Raw genomic sequence first — 18,873 nt, forward strand, 5'->3', positions numbered from 1 at the left:
TCGCATCAGCCGCTGATGCGATCCCCCGGTACCGATCCCCTGTCCGAGCTGAAGGGAAGCAGCATCCTGATGACTGTTCTGAGTACGTCCTCCGACGGATTCCGGCTGCATGGCGAGCCGTTCCGGATCATCTCCGGTGCGATGCACTACTTCCGCATCCACCCCGACCAGTGGGCCGACCGGCTCCGCAAGGCCCGGCTGATGGGCCTCAACACGGTGGAGACGTACGTCCCCTGGAACCTCCACCAGCCCGAACCCGGCACGCTGGTCCTGGACGGCATCCTCGATCTGCCCCGTTATCTGCGGCTGGCCCAGGCCGAGGGCCTGCATGTGCTGCTGCGTCCGGGCCCGTACATCTGCGCCGAGTGGGACGGCGGCGGCCTGCCCTCCTGGCTCACCACGGACACCGACATCCGGCTGCGCACCAGCGACCCCCGTTTCACCGACGCGCTCGACCGCTATCTCGACCTGCTGATTCCCCCGCTCCTGCCCCAACTGGCCGCGAACGGCGGTCCGGTGATCGCCGTCCAGGTGGAGAACGAGTACGGGGCGTACGGCGACGACCGCGCGTATCTGGAAAACCTCGCCGAGTCCTTTCGCGCCCGGGGTGTGGACGAGCTCCTGTTCACCTGTGACCAGGCCAACCCGGCGCACCTTGCGGCCGGCAGTCTTCCCGGCGTCCTCACGACCGGCACGTTCGGCAGCCGGATCACCGAGTCGCTCGATCAGTTGCGGGCCCATCAGCCCGAAGGGCCGCTGATGTGCGCGGAGTTCTGGATCGGCTGGTTCGACCACTGGGGCGAACCGCACCACGTGCGCGACGCGGCCGACGCCGCCGCCGACCTCGACCGGCTGCTCTCCGCGGGCGCCTCGGTCAACATCTACATGTTCCACGGCGGCACCAACTTCGGTTTCACGAACGGCGCCAACCACGACCACGCGTACGAGCCGATCGTGACCTCGTACGACTACGACGCGGCCCTCACCGAGTCCGGCGACCCGGGTCCGAAGTACCACGCCTTCCGCGAGGTCATCGCCCGCCACGCCCCGGTCCCCGATGAGCCCGCCCCGGCGCCGAGTCCCAAACTGCCGCACACCGTCGTCGAGTTGGGTGATCGCGCGTCGCTGCTTCCGCACGCGAGCGTTCTCGCCAAGCCGGTACGCGTCGACGCCGGTCCGGTGACCATGGAGGAGCTGGGCCTGCGGGCCGGGTACGTCCTCTACCGCACCACGGTTCCCGTGGCCGGTGACGGTGTCCTGCACTTCGCGGGCGGGGTCGGCGACCGCGCCCAGGTCTTCGTGGACGGCGCCCCCGTCGGCGTACTGGAACGGGAACGGCACGAGGAAGCCCTGTCCGTGCGTGTGCCGCGGGCCGGTGTCACGCTGGACGTGCTCGTCGAGAACATGGGCGGGGTCAACTACGGGCCGCGTATCGGCGCACCCAAGGGACTGCTCGGACCCGTCACCTTCGACGGCACCGCCCTGCACGGCTGGGACTGCCACCCCCTGGCCCTGGACGCGGCGGGCGCGATTCCCTTCGCTCCGGCCGCAGACTCGCCGCCCGACGCCGGGCCCGCCTTCCACCGCGGCACGTTCGAGGTCCGCACGCCCGCCGACACCTTCCTCTCCCTGCCCGGCTGGACCAAGGGCCAGGCCTGGATCAACGGCTTCCACCTCGGCCGTTACTGGAACCGCGGCCCGCAGCGCACGCTGTACGTGCCCGCGCCCGTCCTGCGGCCCGGCACCAACGACGTCGTCCTGCTGGAGCTGCAGGCCACGACCGAACCGCGCGTCCACCTCACCGACACCCCCGACCTCGGCCCGGTGAAGCCCTGATGCCGCCGCTTCGCCTGAAGGTGTCCACGCCGGCCGCGCCACCCCTCACCGGCCATCTCCCCTTCTCCGACGCCCCCGGAGTGCCCGACCCGATCGAGGTCACCAGCCGTTGCCTCACCCGCGGCGGGCGCCCCTGGTTCCCGGTCTCCGGCGAGTTCCACTACACCCGCTACCCGGCGGGGGAGTGGGAGGAGGAGCTGCTGAAGATGAAGGCGGGCGGGGTGACGGCCGTCGCGAGTTACGTCATCTGGATCCACCACGAGGAGGTCGAGGGCCGGATCCGCTTCGACGGCGACCGGGACCTGCGGCGCTTCGCCGGGCTCTGCGCCCGCCACGGCCTGGACTTCGTCCCGCGCATCGGCCCCTGGTCCCACGCGGAGGTCCGCAACGGCGGCTTACCCGACTGGCTGCTGACCCGCGCCCGCGCCCCGCGCACCGACGATCCGGCGTACCTGGCACCCGTACGCACCTGGTTCGAGGCCATCGCGGCGCAACTGAGCGGGCTCGACCGCGCGCACGGCGGCCCGATCGTCGCGATCCAGATCGAGAACGAGCTGTACGACCAGCCGGGCCACCTGCTGACGCTGAAACGCATGGCCCAGGCGGCCGGACTGAGCGCCCCGCTGTGGACGTCGACGGCGTGGGGAGGTGTCGAACTCCCGCCCGACGAACTGCTTCCGCTGTACGGCGGCTACCCCGAGACCTTCTGGACCGAGGCCGACGGCGGCTGGCCCGACACCTGCCGCACACACTTCTTCTTCACCCACCAGCGCGACGACGAGGGCATCGGCGCCGACCTGCGCCCGACGACGGTACGCGGCGCCGACCCGACGGCCACCCAGGGCCGATTCCCCTGGGCCACCTGCGAGTTGGGCGGCGGCATGGCGGTCTCGTACCACCGCCGCCCCCGCGTCGACGCGGCCGACGTCGGCGCGCTCGGCCTCACGAAGATCGGCTGCGGTTCCGTGTGGCAGGGCTACTACATGTTCCACGGCGGTACGAATCCGGTGGGCGAGCGGACGACCCTCCAGGAGTCCCACGCGACGGGCTACCCCAACGACCTCCCCGTCCGCACGTACGACTTCCAGGCCCCGCTGGGCGAGTACGGCCAGTACCGCCCCTCGTACGACGAACTGCGCCTGCAGCACCTGCTGTTGGCGGACTTCGGCCGGCTGCTCGCGCCGATGGAGTCCTTCCTGCCGGTACGGCAGCCGACCGGGCGGGGCGACCGGGACACCCTGCGCTGGGCGGTCCGGGCCTCGGAGGACTCCGGCTTCCTCTTCGTCAACAACCACCAGCCGCACGAGGAGTTGCCGGACCACCCGGACACCTCGTTCACGGTCGAGTTCCCGGCAGGTCCCGCGCTCACCTTCCCGAGCACACCGGTCACGGTCCCGACGGGCGCGTACTTCTGCTGGCCGCTGCGTCTGGAGGTCGGGGGCCTGCGCCTGGACTGGGCGACCGCCCAGCCCGTCTGCACGGTCGACGCCGACGGCCGTACGGTCCTGGTGATGGCGGCGACGGACGGCATCCCGGTCGAACTCGCCCTGGACGCCGTCACGTTGGCGTCCGTGCAGGTGCCCTCGGGGCAGTGCGTCACGCTCGACGGCCGTGTCCTGGTCACGGGGGTGCGGCCCGGCACCGACGCCCTGGTCGAGGTGGACACGGCGGACGGCGAACGGGTCGGCCTCCTGGTCCTGGACGCGAAGACGGCCCGTACCGCCTACCGGGGTGTGGCGTGGGGAGCGGAGCGGCTGGTGCTCGCCGGCTCCGGCTCCGGCTCCGGCTCCGGTGGCGGTGCCGGTGTCGTCTTCGACGAGTACGCGCGGGGTGGGCAGGGGGAGGTACGGCTGCACAGCCCGGCCGGCGCGACCTCGTTCGCCGTGCTGCCCGCACCCCGACGGCCTCCGGTGGTGACGGGCGGGAGCGTGCGGGAGTCGGGGGACGGGGTGTTCACGCGGTATCACCTGACGGGGGACGCCCTGGACCCGCGGTCCGGGAGAGGGAGAGGCGGAGGGGGAGGGGGCGATGTCGGCGTCGGGGCCGGGGGAGCGGCAGCGGGATTCGGATTCGGATTCGGAGGGGCTGAGCTGGTGCGGGCCGCCGGGCCTGCGCCCTTGCCCGTGACCGGCGTGCTGGGCCGGGCGAGCGCCCCCGCCGACGAGCACTACGACACGACCGCCGCCGAGTACGCCATCGCCGTCCCCGACGGACTTCCGCTCACCGGAACCCTGCTGCGTGTCCACTGGTCCGGGGACGTGGCACGCGCGTACGTGGGCGACAGGCTCGTGGCGGACCAGTTCCACACGGGGCGGCCCTGGGACATCGCCCTGGACCGGCTCCCGGCCTTCGCCCTCCGGGGAGAGGGACTGCGGCTGCGGGTGCTGCCGAGGGCGGCGGACGCGCGGGTGTACGTGGCGGACGTGGCTCCTGACGAGGGGGCTGTGGCGACGGTCGGGCGGATCGAGTGGGTGACGACCCGTACGTGGGTGATCGGGGAGGCGGGGGAGGTGAGGTAGGCAGGGCGGGGCCGGGCTGCCGCGCCGCCTTCCCGCCCGGCGGCCTATTCTGGGCCGACCGGGCGGGCTCCGCCCGACGGACGAACCCGCACCCCCGTCCCCGTACCTCGAAGGGCATCACCCGCAATGACCCGAAGTGCCGGTGACGATGTGCCGCCCGATCTCCCCAAGGGACGCAGCCGGCGCAACTTCGCGGGCGCGCGGCCGGTGATGGGCGACGTGGCGCAACTGGCCGGTGTCTCCAAACAGACGGTGTCCCGGGTACTGAACGACAATCCGGCCGTCCGCCCTGAGACCCGTGAGGTGGTCCTGACGGCCATGCGGACCCTCGGCTACCGCCCGAGCCGCAGCGCGCGCTCGCTGGCCAGCGGCCGGACCCGCATGCTGGGCGTGATCTCCTTCGACGCGGCCCGGTACGGCCCGGCCTCCATACTGACCGCGATCAACAGCGCGGCCCAGGACGCCGGTTACCTGGTCAGCTCCATCGCGCTCGACACGGCGGACCGGGCCACCGTCGTACGGGCCGTGGACACCCTGTCGGCCGAGGGCGCGGACGGTGTGATCGCCATCGCCCCGCAGCGCTGGGTGGGCAAGGCGCTGGCGGAGGCGCGGCTCGACACCCCGCTGATGGTCCTGGAGAACGACCTAGGCAAGGACGCGTCGTTCGTCACGGCGGACAACTGGGCGGGCGCCCGCAAGGCGACCGAGCACCTGCTGGACTTCGGGCACGTGACGGTCGAGCACATCGCGGGCCCCACGGGCTGGCTGTCGGCGGACCGCAGGGTGGAGGCCTGGCGGGCCACGCTGAAGGCGGCGGGGGCCGCGGTCCACGAGCCCCTCGTCGGCGACTGGAGCGCCGACTCGGGCTACGAACTGGGCCGCAGACTGGCCGAGGACCCCGATGTCACCGCGATCTTCGCGTCCAACGACCAGATGGCGCTCGGCGTGCTCCGCGCCCTGCACGAGTCGGGCCGCCGGGTGCCGGACGACGTCAGCGTGGTCGGCTACGACGACATCCCCGAGGCCGCGCACCTGCTTCCCCCGCTGACCACGGTCCGTACCGACTTCCCCGAGATCGGTACGCGGTCCCTGCGGCTGCTCCTGTCCCAGCTGGACGGTCCGCCGGAACCGGAACTGGACCGGGTGGTGCCGGTCGAACTGATCGTGCGCCGAAGTACGGGCCCGGCGCCGGCCCGTTGAGCCGTTCAGTCGTGGAGTCTTTGCGTGCTTACACGGGTCACGGACGAGGAAAATCTGTGTGGATCAGGTGAGTGGGCAGGCACTTCGGCGAGATAGAAAGGACACATGCCGGAGCACGAGACCCCTGTCGGAGCCACAGATGACGTCGATGTCACGGAGGACCTGGACGTCATGAACGACGTAGACGCAAGTGAAGTGGCAGTGGAAGACGCGGCCGTTGCCGGCGCCGGCGTGGAAGACGCGGGCGTCGCCGGCGTGGGCGTCGATGACGACGTCGACGCGGTGACCCGGGCGGTGCTGACCGCGTCGCGCGTACTGGTCGCGGTCTCGGCCCGTTCGCTCGCGGAGGTCGAGGAGCGGGTGACCCTGCCGCAGGTCCGCATGCTGGTCGTGCTGTCCACGCGCGGCGCCACCAAGCTGGTCACGCTCGCGGAGCTGCTCCAGGTCGCGCCGTCCACGGCCATGCGCATGGTCGACCGGCTCATCACCGCCGGTCTCGCCGACCGGCAGACCAACCCCGGCAACCGCCGCGAGACCCTGCTCCGGCTCACGGAGGAGGGCCGTCGCACGGTCGAGGACGTGACGGCCCGCCGGCGCGCGGAGATCGCCACGATCGTGGAACGCCTCACGCCCGGCCAACGGACCGCGATAGTCGAGGCGTTGACCGCCTTCAACGAGGCGGGCGGCGAGCCCCCGGTCCCGGACGTGGACGACGCGGACGACGGGGTGCCGCACCCGCTGGGCTGGGTGGACCCGCCGACGGGCCACGACGGATAGCGGGCTGTCGCTCATCCCACGGCGGGGGTCGGAGTCGGGGTGGGCGTCGGCGAGGTCGTGTTCACATCCAGCCCTTCCGGCCTGTTGAGGACGAGGACGGGCGAACCGGGCTGCGGGGCGGGCGGGGTCAACTCGGCCTTGGGGAGCTTGGGCGGGCTGGTCTGCTGGAAGTTGACCTGGTCGTAGTTGACGAGGTCGGTCTTCTCCAACACCGTGATGTGGTCGAGGACGGTGTCGTTGGCCAGGTCGGCGAGTTCACGGACCATGGTGTTCTTGGTGTTGGCGCGGATCTTCGCGATGACGGGGAAGATCTGCCCGTGCGTGACGCGCATGATGTTGACGGCGGTCGTGTCGAACTGCTGCCCGGTGCTCCCGTCCACGGTGGCCACGAACTGCTGTTGCTGCGGGCTGGCCTGGTTGGGCAGCGTGATGCCCAGCTCGGGCGCTATCTTCCGGCACATCTCGTCGAGCCCGGAGTGCCCGGCGACGAGATGCTTCCCGGCCTCCTTCATGGCAGGGGTCGTCCCACGCTCCATGGCCATCAGCCCCAGCGGATGCTCCCAGAGCCCCGCGGCCCGCACCTTGACGACGAAATCCCGGTCGGCCTCGGTCAGGGGCCCGTACCGGGTGTTGGCGATGATCCGGTCCTGACTGGTCGTGGTGGTCTCCACCCCGACGAGAGCGGGATAGGCGAGCGCGGCAACCGTCACGCCCAGCCCACCGATCACAAATACGGTCCCTGCGGTGCGTTGCGTGACACGCATGCTGCCTCCTGAGCTGTACGACCCGGTCCACAGGGGGTACGTACGAGAAGCACAAGGCAATCATTGCGCTAGGTAAATTTTGCACTCGGGGGGATTTGGTCCGTCGAGGGTGACCTCGTGTCCCGGGTCAAACCTTGATGACGGTGACCCGTCCACCGCACAGCGCGGTGAGATCTTCCGGATCGGACGTGAGCACGGTGACCGGCGAGGGGGCGGCGAGCGCGGTGGCGCTCAGCATGGCGTCGATGGCGTACTTGTGACCGTGTCGACCGGTGTCGGCGAGGAGTGCGGCCGCGTGGCGGGCGATGGGCTCGGTCACCGGTTCGACGACGAGACGGGACAGGATCCACTCCAGGGCCGGTCGGTTGATCCGAGGGTGGACCACCTCGACAAGAGTGGCCGCGGAGGTGATCACTCGCAGGTCGTCGGCACGGGCGAGCGCCAGCCAACCGGTGACGGCCCGGTCTCGCAGAACGGCTTTGGCCAGCCCTTCACTGTCGAGGACCAGAGTGCCGCCGGGGACGGCGGGGGAGCGGGTCACGCGGCGCTCGCCCCACCCTGGGTCTGCTGCCGGCGGGCCTGCTGGAGCTGATCGCGCAGAGCCTGGATCTCCCCGTCCGTGACGGGTCCGTGCTCCGCCTCGGCGACCTGGATGACCTCGTTGAGGTTGTCCCGCTCGATCTGCCGGGCCACGGCGCCGGCCACATAGGCGGACAGCCCGGAGGGCCCGCTGCGGGCCTTGGCCGCTTCCGCGATGTCGCGAGGCATGGTGATCGAATACTTACCGGTACTCTCGGTCATGCCACCTATCCTACCTGCCGTCCTACCGGCCGCTGGGGTCAGTAAGCCGCGGGAGGCCTAAATTACGGCTGTGCATCCCCTTCACTTCCAGAGTTCGAAGGAGCAGGGCATCAATGTCCACCGCTACCTTCCAGGCACGCAGACAGCGGTGACCCGCCACTGGCCGGGTCTGTTCCAGGACTGGCCGCCCGGGCCGACGCCCTTCACCGAGTACGCGGTGAACAACAACAACATGGAAGAGGTGGCCGTCTACACCGGCCTGGTCTGGCGCATGACCGCGGGGCTGGCCCGATACGCGATTCCTGCTTACTACCGAGACGAGGCGGCGCAGGCTCTGGGACGCGAGCCGGTACTCGTCGACTGGGAGTACGACATCGAAGCAGAGAGTCCGCACGAGGTGCGGGACAACGGCTTCGTCCCAGGACACTCAACTGCCGGTACCAGCGCCACCAGCCGCGCTGGACTGTTCGACCTCTCAACACCCCGGGATCTGGTTCGCCTGCTGCATGCGGTCCTGTTGGACGCGACCTCCGAGATCACCGTCTTCGCGGTAGCCCCCGGCGAAGCCCGACTGAAGGACCTCGTCGCTTCCCTGAACGGCTCGTCCAGACCCAGCCTGCCCTCGGTCATCAGGAACGAGGATGTGTTCGTAGACCTGACGATCGGCAGCGACATCGACTACTACGACGCAATCACGATCGCCTCCCACACGGACCTCCAGCCCCGACTGGACGCACTGACGACCGACTTCGCCGGACGGATCGAGACCTACGAAACCGGCGCGGACAGCCTGCCCGACGTAGAGGCCTTCCTCGGCGCCCTCCCCGCCCTGTCAGGAATCGACCTGGACACCAAGTAGACGTACGCACCGGGTCCGAACAACCTCCACCCGCACATACGCCAAGACCCCGTCTTCAGCGAACGCGCTGATGGCGGGGTCTTTGGGCACCTAATCCAAGGTGCCCCCGGCAGGATTCGAACCTGCGCACACGGCTCCGGAGGCCGTTGCTCTATCCCCTGAGCTACGGGGGCGTGTCGGACGCTGTGGTTGCGGCGACGGGTTGAACACTACCAGCTCTCTCCGGGTGTTCATGAACGGATTTGGAGGGGTGGGGAAGGGGTGTCCGGGGTTCGTTGGATCTTGGTTGGGGCTGGGGCGGGGCTGATCCCGGGGCACGGGCCGGCATCCCCCGCGTGGGGTGGAAGTAGGGAAAAGCCGGACGCGAACCCGCGCGCCGACCTACTCTCAAGTTGTGCCAGGCGCGTCGGGTCGGGTGCTTGTTGTGGACGACAACAAGGTCATCCGGCAACTGATCAGGGTCAACCTCGAACTGGAGGGTTTCGAGGTCGTGACCGCGGCTGACGGTGTCGAGTGCCTGGACGTCATCCACCAGGTGCGCCCCGATGTCGTCACCCTCGACGTGGTCATGCCCCGGCTCGACGGGCTGCGTACCGCCGCCCGGCTCCGGGCCGATCCGCGTACCCGCGCCCTCCCCCTCGCCATCATCAGCGCCTGTACGCAGTACGAGGTCGAGAGCGGCCTCGACGTCGGCGTCGACGCCTTCCTCTCCAAGCCCTTCGAGCCCGCGGACCTGGTCCGGCTCGTACGCCAGTTGCGGGAGCGGCGGGAGACCGCCGACACCGGTGTCGGCAGTGCCTCCGGCCCCGGTTCCGGCGGCGGCTCCGGTTCGTCGTTCGACAGTGCCGAGAGTCTGTACGGGCCCGGCGGACCCGAGCGCGCCGGCCGTACCGGTAGCTGAGCAGCACGCGAAGAAGGCAAGCGTCCATATGCCGGACCATCGCCCAAACCCATTCGCCTACCCACCCCCCTCCTCCCCTACGCTTGTCCCGTGACCCCAGTCGAGCTCTCCAGCACCGTTCTGCGCGCCGTGCGCCGTGCCGTGGACGAGGGTGAGCTGGTCGTGGCCGTGCCGGAGCGTGCGCAGGTCGTGCCGCCCGGGCCCGGCGGGCGCGGGGACTACGCCACCAACGTCGCTCTCCAGCTGGCCCGTCCCGCCGGTCGGCCGCCGAAGGAGGTCGCCGAGATCCTGCGGCCCCACCTCAGTGGAGTGGCGGGCGTTGAGCGCGTCGACATCTCCGGGCCCGGGTTCCTCAACATCACCCTCGCCGGCCGCGGGCCCGCCCTCGTCGCGGAGATCCTGCGGCGCCGCGAGCGGTACGGGTACGTCGACGGGCCGACCGGGCAGGTCGTCCAGCTGCGTCACCCCCGCGAAGTGCGCGCCGCCGTCATCGGGCAGGTCCTCACCCGGATTCTGCGTTCCCAGGGCGTCCTCGTCCGTAACGGCCATGCCGTCCCTGCCCCCTCCGCGGGCGCGGAGGCCGCGCTCGAACCCGCCTGGGCCCGCCCCCTCGGCGTCACCGTCGACGCCGCCCAAGGCCCGCCCGAAACGCCCACGCCCACGCCCGCGCCAGCGCCCGCGCCCCTCGAAGTCGACCTCCGGCCCGTCCCCGCAGGTCAGGACCCCACCCCCCTCGGTCGCGACGCCGCGCGCTGGGCACTCCTCTACCCCGCGGCCCGCGACCACCCCCGCATCACCGACGAGCACCTCGTCCAGCGGGAGGGCAACCCCCTCTTCCGCGTCCAGTACGCGTACGCCCGCACGACGGCCCTCGGCCGCAACGCCGCCGCCCTCGGATTCGCCGCCGTTCCCGGGGAGTGCGTGAGCGGCTCCGGCCCTCTTCTCGACGCCCTCGACAGCTATCCCCACGTCCTGGCCGCCGCAGCGCGCCACCGCGCGCCCGACCGGGTCGCGCGGCATCTCGTCACCGTCGCCGACGCGCTGCTCGCCTTCCAGCACACCGTGCTCCCGCTGGGGGACGAGAAACCCTCGGCCGCCCACCGTTCCCGGCTCGCGCTCGCCGAAGCCGCCGGGACGGTGCTGGCCGGCGGCCTGTCCCTGCTCGGCATCGACGCACCGACCCATCTCTGAGCCGAGCTGAACAGACCTGAGCTGAACAGACCTGATCCGATCCGATCTGATTGATTTGATCCTGTCTGATGTGAAGTGAACTGAGAAGCGAACTGAGATCTTCTAGGAAGCCCAAAAAGACATGAGCCGATCCGCACACCCCGCCGGGCCCCGTCACGCCGATGTCCTGCCCGAGGGTCACTACACCGCCCCGGCGGCCGACCTCAACGTCCTCGACCCCAAGGTCTGGGCGCAGACCGTGACGCGTACCGCGAGCGGTTCGGTCAGCGTCGGCGGCATCGATGTGGCGACGCTCGCCGAGGAGTTCGGCACGCCCGCCTACTTCGTCGACGAGACCGACTTCCGGGCGCGGGCGCGCGCCTGGCGCACCGCCTTCGGGCACGACGCCGACGTGTTCTACGCCGGGAAGGCGTTCCTCTCGCGTGCCGTCGTGCGCTGGCTGCACGAGGAGGGCCTCAATCTCGACGTGTGTTCCGGGGGTGAGCTGACCACCGCCCTGTCCGCCGGGATGCCCGCCGACCGCATCGCCTTCCACGGCAACAACAAGTCCGTGGCGGAGATCACCAAGGCCATCGAGGTCGGCGTCGGGCGTATCGTCCTCGACTCCTTCCAGGAGATCGTGCGCGTCGCGCACATCGCGCAGAGCCTCGGCAAGCGGCAGCGCGTGCAGATCCGCGTCACCGTCGGCGTCGAGGCCCACACGCACGAGTTCATCGCGACCGCGCACGAGGACCAGAAGTTCGGGATCGCGCTCGCGGACGGACAGGCCGCCGAGGCCGTCCGGCGTGCGCTCACCCTCGACGGGCTCGAACTGATCGGCATCCACTCCCACATCGGGTCGCAGATCTTCGACATGGCCGGGTTCGAGGTGGCCGCCCGTCGTGTCGTGTCGCTGCTCGCCCAGGTCCGCGACGAGCACGGTGTCGAACTGCCCGAGATCGACCTCGGCGGCGGCCTCGGCATCGCCTACACCAGCGACGACGACCCCCGCGAGCCCCATGAGATCGCCAAGGCGCTCGGTGAGATCGTGACCCGGGAGTGCGAGGCCGCGAAGCTGCGGACCCCCCGGATCTCCGTCGAGCCCGGCCGCGCCATCGTCGGGCCGACCGCCTTCACCCTCTACGAGGTCGGCACCGTCAAGCCCCTCGAAGGACTGCGTACGTACGTCTCCGTCGACGGCGGCATGTCCGACAACATCCGTACCGCGTTGTACGACGCCGAGTACAGCGTCGCCCTCGTCTCCCGTACGAGCGATGCCGAGCCCATGCTCGTCCGTGTGGTCGGCAAGCACTGTGAGAGCGGGGACATCGTGGTCAAGGACGCTTTCCTGCCGTCCGACCTCGCGCCCGGCGACCTCATCGCGGTGCCGGCCACCGGTGCGTACTGCCGCTCGATGGCGAGCAACTACAACCACGCCCTGCGTCCGCCCGTCGTCGCGGTCCGCGACGGCGAGGCCAGGGTCGTCGTCCGCCGCGAGACCGAGGAGGATCTACTGCGTCTCGATGTCGGCTGACTCGATGTCCGCTGACATGGACGGACGAGCAAGGACGGAAGATCTCCTGTTTTCCGGCCTCGCATAAATGAAATCGACATCTCACGATCCGGACGAAGGGTAGAAACTCCCGTCCGGTGAGTGAGACTGGTCCCACCGTGACGGTATGAGGAAACGAGGTCGGATGATGCGTACGCGTCCGCTGAAGGTGGCGCTGCTGGGCTGCGGGGTAGTCGGCTCAGAGGTGGCGCGCATCATGACGACGCACGCCGACGACCTCGCCGCGCGCATCGGAGCCCCCGTCGAGCTGGCGGGCGTGGCCGTGCGCCGGCCCTCCAAGGTGCGTGAGGGCATCGACCCCGCCCTGGTCACCACCGACGCGACCGCCCTGGTCAAACGGGGTGACATCGACGTGGTCGTCGAGGTCATCGGCGGTATCGAACCGGCCCGCACCCTCATCACCACCGCCTTCGAGCACGGCGCGTCCGTGGTCTCCGCCAACAAGGCGCTCCTCGCGCAGGACGGCGCCGCACTGCACGCGGCGGCCGACGACCACGACGCGGACCTCTATTACGAGGCCGCCGTCGCCGGTGCCATCCCGCTGATCCGGCCGCTGCGCGAGTCCCTCGCGGGGGACAAGGTCAACCGCGTGCTCGGCATCGTCAACGGCACCACCAACTTCATCCTCGACAAGATGGACTCGACGGGCGCCGGCTACCAGGAAGCACTCGACGAGGCCACCGCCCTCGGGTACGCGGAAGCCGACCCCACCGCCGACGTCGAGGGGTTCGACGCCGCCGCCAAGGCCGCCATCCTCGCCGGGATCGCCTTCCACACGCGCGTACGCCTCGACGACGTGTACCGCGAGGGCATGATCGAGGTCACCGCCGCCGACTTCGCCTCCGCGAAGGCGATGGGCTGCACCATCAAACTGCTCGCCATCTGCGAGCGGGCCGCCGACGGGGGATCGGTCACCGCGCGGGTGCACCCCGCCATGATCCCGCTGAGCCACCCGCTGGCCTCCGTGCGCGGCGCCTACAACGCCGTGTTCGTCGAGTCCGACGCCGCCGGGCAGCTCATGTTCTACGGGCCGGGCGCCGGTGGTGCGCCGACCGCGTCCGCCGTCCTCGGGGACCTCGTCGCCGTCTGTCGCAACAAGCTCAGCGGCGCGACCGGGCCCGGCGACTCGGCGTACACCCAGCTGCCGGTGTCGCCCATGGGCGAGGTCGTGACCCGCTACCACATCAGTCTCGATGTGGCCGACAAACCGGGCGTTCTCGCCCAGGTGGCGACCGTGTTCGCCGAACACGGAGTGTCGATCGATACGGTTCGCCAGCAGGGGCGGCAGGACGGAGGCGGCGATGCCTCCCTCGTGGTCGTCACCCATCGCGCGTCCGACGCGTCCCTCACCGGGACCGTGGAGGCGCTGCGCAACCTCGACACCGTGCGTGGTGTCGCCAGCATCATGCGGGTTGAAGGAGAGTAACGAGCAATGACCCACCAGTGGCGCGGAATCATCGAGGAGTACCGGGACCGGCTGCCGGTGTCCGACACCACGCAGGTCGTCTCCCTGCGTGAGGGCGGTACGCCGCTCGTGCCCGCGCAGGTGCTCTCCGAGCGCACGGGCTGCGAGGTCCACCTCAAGGTCGAGGGTGCCAACCCCACCGGGTCCTTCAAGGACCGCGGCATGACCATGGCCATCACCCGGGCCAAGGAGGAAGGCGCGAAGGCCGTCATCTGTGCCTCCACGGGCAACACGTCTGCCTCGGCGGCCGCCTACGCCGTACGCGCCGGGATGGTGTGCGCCGTCCTCGTGCCGCAGGGCAAGATCGCGCTCGGCAAGATGGGCCAGGCCCTCGTGCACGGCGCGAAGATCCTCCAGGTCGACGGCAACTTCGACGACTGCCTCACCCTGGCGCGCAACCTCTCCGACAACTACCCGGTGGCACTGGTCAATTCGGTGAACCCGGTGCGTATCGAGGGGCAGAAGACCGCGGCGTTCGAGATCGTGGACATGCTCGGCGACGCCCCCGACATCCACGTCCTCCCGGTGGGCAACGCGGGCAACATCACCGCGTACTGGAAGGGGTACGCCGAGTACGCCGCCGACAAGATCGCCGCACGGACCCCGCGCATGTGGGGCTTCCAGGCGTCCGGGTCCGCGCCCATCGTGCGCGGCGAGATCGTCAAGGACCCCTCGACGATCGCCACCGCGATCCGCATCGGCAACCCCGCCTCGTGGCAGTACGCGCTCGCCGCGCGGGACGAGTCGGGCGGCTTCATCGACGAGGTGACGGACCGTGAGATCCTGCGCGCCTACCGGCTGTTGGCCGCACAGGAGGGTGTTTTCGTCGAGCCGGCCTCCGCGGCTTCCGTCGCCGGTCTGCTCAAGGCGGCCGAGCAGGGCAAGGTCGACCCGGGACAGCGCATCGTCTGCACGGTGACCGGAAACGGCCTCAAGGACCCCGACTGGGCCGTCGCGGGCGCCCCGCAACCCGTCACCGTCCCGGTCGACGCCGCCACGGCCGCCGAGCGTCTGGGCCTGGCGTAGCCGCACCACACGGCACACCCGCCCGGCAGGGCACGGGAAGAGGCATCCGTCAGGGGGTGCACATGCGGGCTTACGACACGCATCGTGCGCCTCCTGTGCGCCCTATGTCGCCACTGAACCTTCCTTCGATAAGCTGTACCGAACCCGCCCGCCGCATATGCCGCGGTGCCGCGCCGCCCCTGCGGCCTCCGGGTCTTCCGCATTCTCCGTACGTCTCGCAGGATTTCGAAAATCTCGCAGCTCAAGCTCAAGGAGAGTCATCGAGCGATGGCCGGTCCAGCGTTCCGCGCCGCCGCCGTCCGGGTGCGCGTCCCCGCCACCAGTGCCAACCTCGGCCCGGGCTTCGACGCCCTCGGCCTGTCACTGGGGCTGTACGACGACGTGGTCGTCCGCGTGGCCGATTCCGGCCTGCACATCGACATCGCGGGTGAGGGAAGCGAGACGCTGCCGCGCGACGAGCGCCACCTCCTCGTACGGTCCCTGCGCACCGCCTTCGACCTGCTGGGCGGACAGCCCCGCGGTCTTGAGATCGTGTGTGCCAACCGCATCCCGCACGGCCGGGGCCTCGGCTCCTCGTCGGCCGCGATCTGCGCCGGCATCGTCGCCGCACGCGCGGTGACCATAGGCGGCGACAGCAAGCTCGACGACACCGCGCTCCTTGAGCTCGCCACCGAGATCGAGGGTCATCCCGACAACGTCGCGGCCTGTCTGCTCGGCGGATTCACCTTGTCCTGGCTGGAGAACGGGGCGGCGCGCGCCATCAGGATGGAACCCGCCGATTCCATCGTTCCGGTGGTTTTCGTACCCGGCAAGGCAGTACTGACGGAGACCGCCCGCGGACTCCTTCCGCGTACGGTCCCGCACGTCGACGCCGCCACCAACGCGGGCCGCGCCGCACTGCTCGTCGAGGCCCTCACCAGGCGCCCCGAGCTGCTGCTGCCCGCCACCGAGGACCGACTGCACCAGGAGTACCGCGCGCCGGCCATGCCGGAGAGCGCCGCGCTGGTGGAGCGGCTGCGGGCGGACGGGATTCCCGCGGTCATCTCGGGTGCCGGGCCCACCGTGCTCGCGCTCGCCGACGAGGCCGCGGCCGACAAGGTCGCACAACTGGCGGGAGAGGGCTGGGCGGCCAACCGGCTGGGCCTCGACGCCACCGGAGCGAGCGTGCTGCCGCTTGCTCCGTGACACTCGGTTGCCGGATTTCGAGAGGGGGAATGTTTGTTGGATCCGGTAGTGTTAACCTCAAGTCTGCACCCGACCCCACCATGGCGAGGTGCTTCACGTCCCCGTCCGGGACAATCATTCTTCCGGGAGCCCCCCAAATCGCTTTGTGCCATGCATTGGGTGCTAGGCGCTGAGCGGTGCTGAGTACGCTCCGGAACCGGCGTGAACGAGCCGATGGACACAGAACCTCAAGTCCGCGGCCCCGGGAAACGTCATCCCAGAAATTCCCTCCGCCTTTTGGCGGACCACCGCCCCGGCACGGTCCACACATGACGGACCACTGTCGGACAGCACAACCGGTCGCCGAGCCAGACAGGCCGACGTCCGCTCCAGGGAAGGACCCTTCGTGAGCGACACCACCGATCTGATGGGCGCACGTGTCGAGGAGACCGCTGCCGCGCCCGCCACGGACGCCTCCGCGCCTGCCACCGGTGCCGGCTCCCGTCGGCGCCGCGGTACCGGCCTTGAGGGCATGGTGCTGGCCGAGCTGCAGCAGGTCGCATCCGGCCTCGGCATCAGGGGCACGGCGCGGATGCGCAAGAGCCAGCTGATCGAGGTCATCAAGGAGGCGCAGGGCGGCGGGGGTGCTTCGGCCAAGGCCGCGCCCTCCGCCGGGGACGCCACCGAGACGAAGCCCAAGCGCCGGGCCACCTCGAAGGCTCGTACGGGGGACGAGGCCGTCTCTCCCGCCGACAAGAAGGCGGAGACCAAGGCCGAGAAGGCCGTGGCTCAGCAGCAGATCGAGATCCCCGGCCAGCCGGCCGGTGGCCCCGCCCGGGCGAGCGAGGGCGGCGAGCGCGGTGGGGACGACGCTCCGGCCGAGCGCCGCCGGCGTCGCGCCACCGCCGAGGCGGGCAGCCCCGAGACGATCACCGCCGAGGCGAAGACCGAGGTCAGGACCGACGAGTCCGCGCAGTCCCAGGGCGAGGCCAAGGGCGACGGCTCGGACGGCGGGACCGACGGCCGTCAGGGCCGCCGCGACCGTCGTGACCGCGCCGACCGTGGCGACCGCGGTGAGCGCGGCGACCGTGACCGCGGGGGCCGCGACCGCGACCGCCGTGGTGGCAAGGGCGACGAACAGCAGGGCGGCCAGGGCAACCAGGGTGGCCAGGGCGGTCAGGGCCAGGGCGGCGGCAACCAGCAGCGCCAGGACCGGCAGGACCGTCAGCAGGGCGGCGGCCGTCAGGACCGGCAGCGCGACAACGGCCCGCAGGACGACGACGACTTCGAGGGTGGCCGCCGTGGCCGCCGCGGTCGTTACCGCGACCGCCGTGGCCGCCGTGGCCGCGACGAGTTCGGCCCGAACGAGCCGCAGGTCGCCGACGACGACGTCCTGATCCCCGTCGCGGGCATCCTGGACATCCTCGACAACTACGCGTTCATCCGTACGTCGGGCTACCTTCCCGGTCCGAACGACGTGTACGTCTCCCTCGCCCAGGTCCGCAAGAACGGTCTGCGCAAGGGTGACCACGTCACCGGCGCCGTCCGTCAGCCCAAGGACGGCGAGCGCCGCGAGAAGTTCAACGCGCTCGTCCGCCTGGACTCGCAGAACGGCATGGCGCCCGAATCGGGGCGCGGACGCCCGGAGTTCAACAAGCTGACGCCGCTGTACCCGCAGGACCGGCTCCGTCTGGAGACCGACCCGGGTGTGCTGACGACCCGCATCATCGACCTCGTCGCGCCCATCGGCAAGGGCCAGCGTGGTCTGATCGTGGCTCCGCCGAAGACCGGCAAGACCATGATCCTGCAGGCGATCGCCAACGCGATCACCGTCAACAACCCCGAGTGCCACCTGATGGTCGTCCTCGTCGACGAGCGTCCGGAAGAAGTCACCGACATGCAGCGGTCGGTGAAGGGCGAGGTCATCTCCTCGACCTTCGACCGTCCCGCCGAGGACCACACCACGGTCGCCGAGCTCGCCATCGAGCGTGCCAAGCGGCTGGTGGAGCTGGGCCACGACGTCGTCGTGCTGCTCGACTCGATCACGCGTCTGGGCCGTGCGTACAACCTCGCCGCCCCGGCCTCCGGCCGCATCCTGTCCGGTGGTGTCGACTCGACCGCGCTGTACCCGCCGAAGCGCTTCTTCGGTGCCGCGCGCAACATCGAGGACGGCGGCTCGCTGACGATCCTGGCCACCGCGCTGGTCGACACCGGCTCGCGCATGGACGAGGTCATCTTCGAGGAGTTCAAGGGCACGGGCAACGCGGAGCTCAAGCTCGACCGCAAGCTCGCCGACAAGCGCATCTTCCCGGCGGTGGACGTCGACGCGTCCGGTACGCGTAAGGAAGAGATCCTGCTCGGCAGCGACGAACTCGCCATCACCTGGAAGCTGCGTCGCGTGCTGCACGCGCTCGACCAGCAGCAGGCGATCGAGCTGCTGCTCGACAAAATGAAGCAGACGAAGTCGAACGCCGAGTTCCTGCTGCAGATCCAGAAGACGACGCCGATGCCGGGCAACGGCAACGACTGAGGTCTCAGCCGGCGCAGCCGGTACCGCGGAGGGCCGTCCCCGTGCCATCGGGGGGCGGCCCTCCGCGTTGTCCCCGTACCGCGCCTCCGGAGATCTTCGCCACAGCTGTGAAGGTCGACACGGTGGCGCGGAGGCGGGGCTTCCGCCCACGTAAGCGCAGGTGAGCCGCCGACGGCGTGCACCACCTGTCACCCGTTGTGTCCGTGTTCGCACAGTACGGTCACAGTGCGTTGTGCAACCCTTTTTTCGGTTTCAACGTCTGAACAGACGGGTCCTGACAGAGACGTC

15 protein-coding genes and 1 tRNA gene are annotated in these 18,873 nt (G+C 70.4%); 12 read left to right on the top strand and 4 right to left on the bottom strand.

Translation table 11 applies throughout. The features are described from left to right. Nucleotides 1–69: 69 nt before the first annotated feature. The 4 genes from ACZ60E_RS22585 to ACZ60E_RS22600 all read left to right on the top strand — a co-directional run bounded on the left by ACZ60E_RS22585 (nt 70) and on the right by ACZ60E_RS22600 (nt 6,332). The gene (locus ACZ60E_RS22585; RefSeq protein WP_469442629.1) at nt 70–1,836 is read left to right on the top strand and encodes a beta-galactosidase; all 1,767 of its coding nucleotides are present in this window, start codon (nt 70–72) and stop codon (nt 1,834–1,836) included. Beyond that, nucleotides 1,836–4,355, top strand: coding sequence for a beta-galactosidase (locus ACZ60E_RS22590; RefSeq protein ID WP_469442630.1), 2,520 nt, complete (start codon nt 1,836–1,838; stop codon nt 4,353–4,355). The genes ACZ60E_RS22585 and ACZ60E_RS22590 overlap by 1 nt, the downstream gene beginning before the upstream one ends. A gap of 126 nt (nt 4,356–4,481) precedes the next feature. Continuing rightward, entirely contained in the window at nt 4,482–5,555 is a 1,074-nt protein-coding gene (locus tag ACZ60E_RS22595) for a LacI family DNA-binding transcriptional regulator (protein WP_384803240.1), read from the top strand. A gap of 255 nt (nt 5,556–5,810) precedes the next feature. Further along, nucleotides 5,811–6,332, top strand: a complete 522-nt coding sequence (locus ACZ60E_RS22600) for a MarR family winged helix-turn-helix transcriptional regulator (RefSeq protein ID WP_384803454.1) — start codon at nt 5,811–5,813, stop codon at nt 6,330–6,332. A gap of 11 nt (nt 6,333–6,343) precedes the next feature. Here ACZ60E_RS22600 and ACZ60E_RS22605 read toward each other — a convergent pair whose 3' ends face one another. The 3 genes from ACZ60E_RS22605 to ACZ60E_RS22615 form a co-directional block, all read right to left on the bottom strand. Further along, nucleotides 6,344–7,096 (bottom strand): DUF4142 domain-containing protein, encoded by a 753-nt coding sequence (locus tag ACZ60E_RS22605; protein WP_384803237.1) that lies wholly within the window; start codon nt 7,094–7,096, stop codon nt 6,344–6,346. A gap of 127 nt (nt 7,097–7,223) precedes the next feature. Further along, entirely contained in the window at nt 7,224–7,637 is a 414-nt protein-coding gene (locus tag ACZ60E_RS22610; protein WP_469442632.1) for a type II toxin-antitoxin system VapC family toxin, read from the bottom strand. Next, nucleotides 7,634–7,897 carry a CopG family transcriptional regulator gene (locus tag ACZ60E_RS22615; protein ID WP_469442634.1) on the bottom strand — a complete coding sequence of 88 codons (264 nt, stop codon included), beginning with the start codon at nt 7,895–7,897 and terminating at the stop codon, nt 7,634–7,636. The genes ACZ60E_RS22610 and ACZ60E_RS22615 overlap by 4 nt, the downstream gene beginning before the upstream one ends. Before the next feature lie 70 nt (nt 7,898–7,967). Between ACZ60E_RS22615 and ACZ60E_RS22620 the strand changes: the two genes are divergently transcribed. After that, on the top strand, nt 7,968–8,756 hold the full coding sequence (locus tag ACZ60E_RS22620) for a hypothetical protein (protein WP_469442635.1): 789 nt from the start codon (nt 7,968–7,970) through the stop codon (nt 8,754–8,756). 101 nt (nt 8,757–8,857) lie between these two features. Here ACZ60E_RS22620 and ACZ60E_RS22625 read toward each other — a convergent pair. Continuing rightward, a tRNA-Arg gene (locus tag ACZ60E_RS22625) sits at nt 8,858–8,929 on the bottom strand. A 242-nt stretch (nt 8,930–9,171) separates the two neighbouring features. Between ACZ60E_RS22625 and ACZ60E_RS22630 the strand changes: the two genes are divergently transcribed. The 7 genes from ACZ60E_RS22630 (at nt 9,172) to rho (ending at nt 18,585) form a co-directional block, all read left to right on the top strand. Continuing rightward, nucleotides 9,172–9,657: a response regulator gene (locus ACZ60E_RS22630; protein ID WP_469442637.1), complete on the top strand. Its 486-nt coding sequence runs from the start codon at nt 9,172–9,174 to the stop codon at nt 9,655–9,657. A 90-nt stretch (nt 9,658–9,747) separates the two neighbouring features. Then, nucleotides 9,748–10,848: an ArgS-related anticodon-binding protein NrtL gene (gene nrtL, locus ACZ60E_RS22635; RefSeq protein ID WP_469442639.1), complete on the top strand. Its 1,101-nt coding sequence runs from the start codon at nt 9,748–9,750 to the stop codon at nt 10,846–10,848. Nucleotides 10,849–10,969: 121 nt separating this feature from the next. Further along, the gene (gene lysA / locus ACZ60E_RS22640; RefSeq protein WP_384803171.1) at nt 10,970–12,361 is read left to right on the top strand and encodes a diaminopimelate decarboxylase; all 1,392 of its coding nucleotides are present in this window, start codon (nt 10,970–10,972) and stop codon (nt 12,359–12,361) included. A 166-nt stretch (nt 12,362–12,527) separates the two neighbouring features. Then, complete coding sequence (locus ACZ60E_RS22645; protein WP_384803451.1) at nt 12,528–13,826, top strand: homoserine dehydrogenase; 1,299 nt, start codon at nt 12,528–12,530, stop codon at nt 13,824–13,826. A 6-nt stretch (nt 13,827–13,832) separates the two neighbouring features. Beyond that, complete coding sequence (thrC, locus tag ACZ60E_RS22650; RefSeq protein WP_469442641.1) at nt 13,833–14,891, top strand: threonine synthase; 1,059 nt, start codon at nt 13,833–13,835, stop codon at nt 14,889–14,891. 267 nt (nt 14,892–15,158) lie between these two features. After that, complete coding sequence (gene thrB, locus ACZ60E_RS22655; protein WP_107021308.1) at nt 15,159–16,076, top strand: homoserine kinase; 918 nt, start codon at nt 15,159–15,161, stop codon at nt 16,074–16,076. Between the two features lie 385 nt (nt 16,077–16,461). Then, a complete protein-coding gene (gene rho / locus ACZ60E_RS22660; protein ID WP_469442643.1) occupies nt 16,462–18,585 on the top strand; it encodes a transcription termination factor Rho in 2,124 nt (707 codons plus the stop codon). Nucleotides 18,586–18,873 lie beyond the last annotated feature (288 nt).

This window comes from Streptomyces sp. NPDC102514, assembly GCF_055584525.1.

What these genes read in the sequence shown, in the direction of transcription:
- lysA (WP_384803171.1), top strand. Translation starts at nt 10,970, where the DNA reads ATGAGCCGATCCGCACACCCCGCCGGGCCCCGTCACGCCGATGTCCTG.
- ACZ60E_RS22590 (WP_469442630.1), top strand. Translation starts at nt 1,836, where the DNA reads ATGCCGCCGCTTCGCCTGAAGGTGTCCACGCCGGCCGCGCCACCCCTC.
- thrB (WP_107021308.1), top strand. Translation starts at nt 15,159, where the DNA reads ATGGCCGGTCCAGCGTTCCGCGCCGCCGCCGTCCGGGTGCGCGTCCCC.
- thrC (WP_469442641.1), top strand. Translation starts at nt 13,833, where the DNA reads ATGACCCACCAGTGGCGCGGAATCATCGAGGAGTACCGGGACCGGCTG.
- ACZ60E_RS22605 (WP_384803237.1), bottom strand. Translation starts at nt 7,096, where the DNA reads ATGCGTGTCACGCAACGCACCGCAGGGACCGTATTTGTGATCGGTGGG.
- ACZ60E_RS22585 (WP_469442629.1), top strand. Translation starts at nt 70, where the DNA reads ATGACTGTTCTGAGTACGTCCTCCGACGGATTCCGGCTGCATGGCGAG.
- ACZ60E_RS22645 (WP_384803451.1), top strand. Translation starts at nt 12,528, where the DNA reads ATGCGTACGCGTCCGCTGAAGGTGGCGCTGCTGGGCTGCGGGGTAGTC.
- ACZ60E_RS22595 (WP_384803240.1), top strand. Translation starts at nt 4,482, where the DNA reads ATGACCCGAAGTGCCGGTGACGATGTGCCGCCCGATCTCCCCAAGGGA.
- ACZ60E_RS22615 (WP_469442634.1), bottom strand. Translation starts at nt 7,897, where the DNA reads ATGACCGAGAGTACCGGTAAGTATTCGATCACCATGCCTCGCGACATC.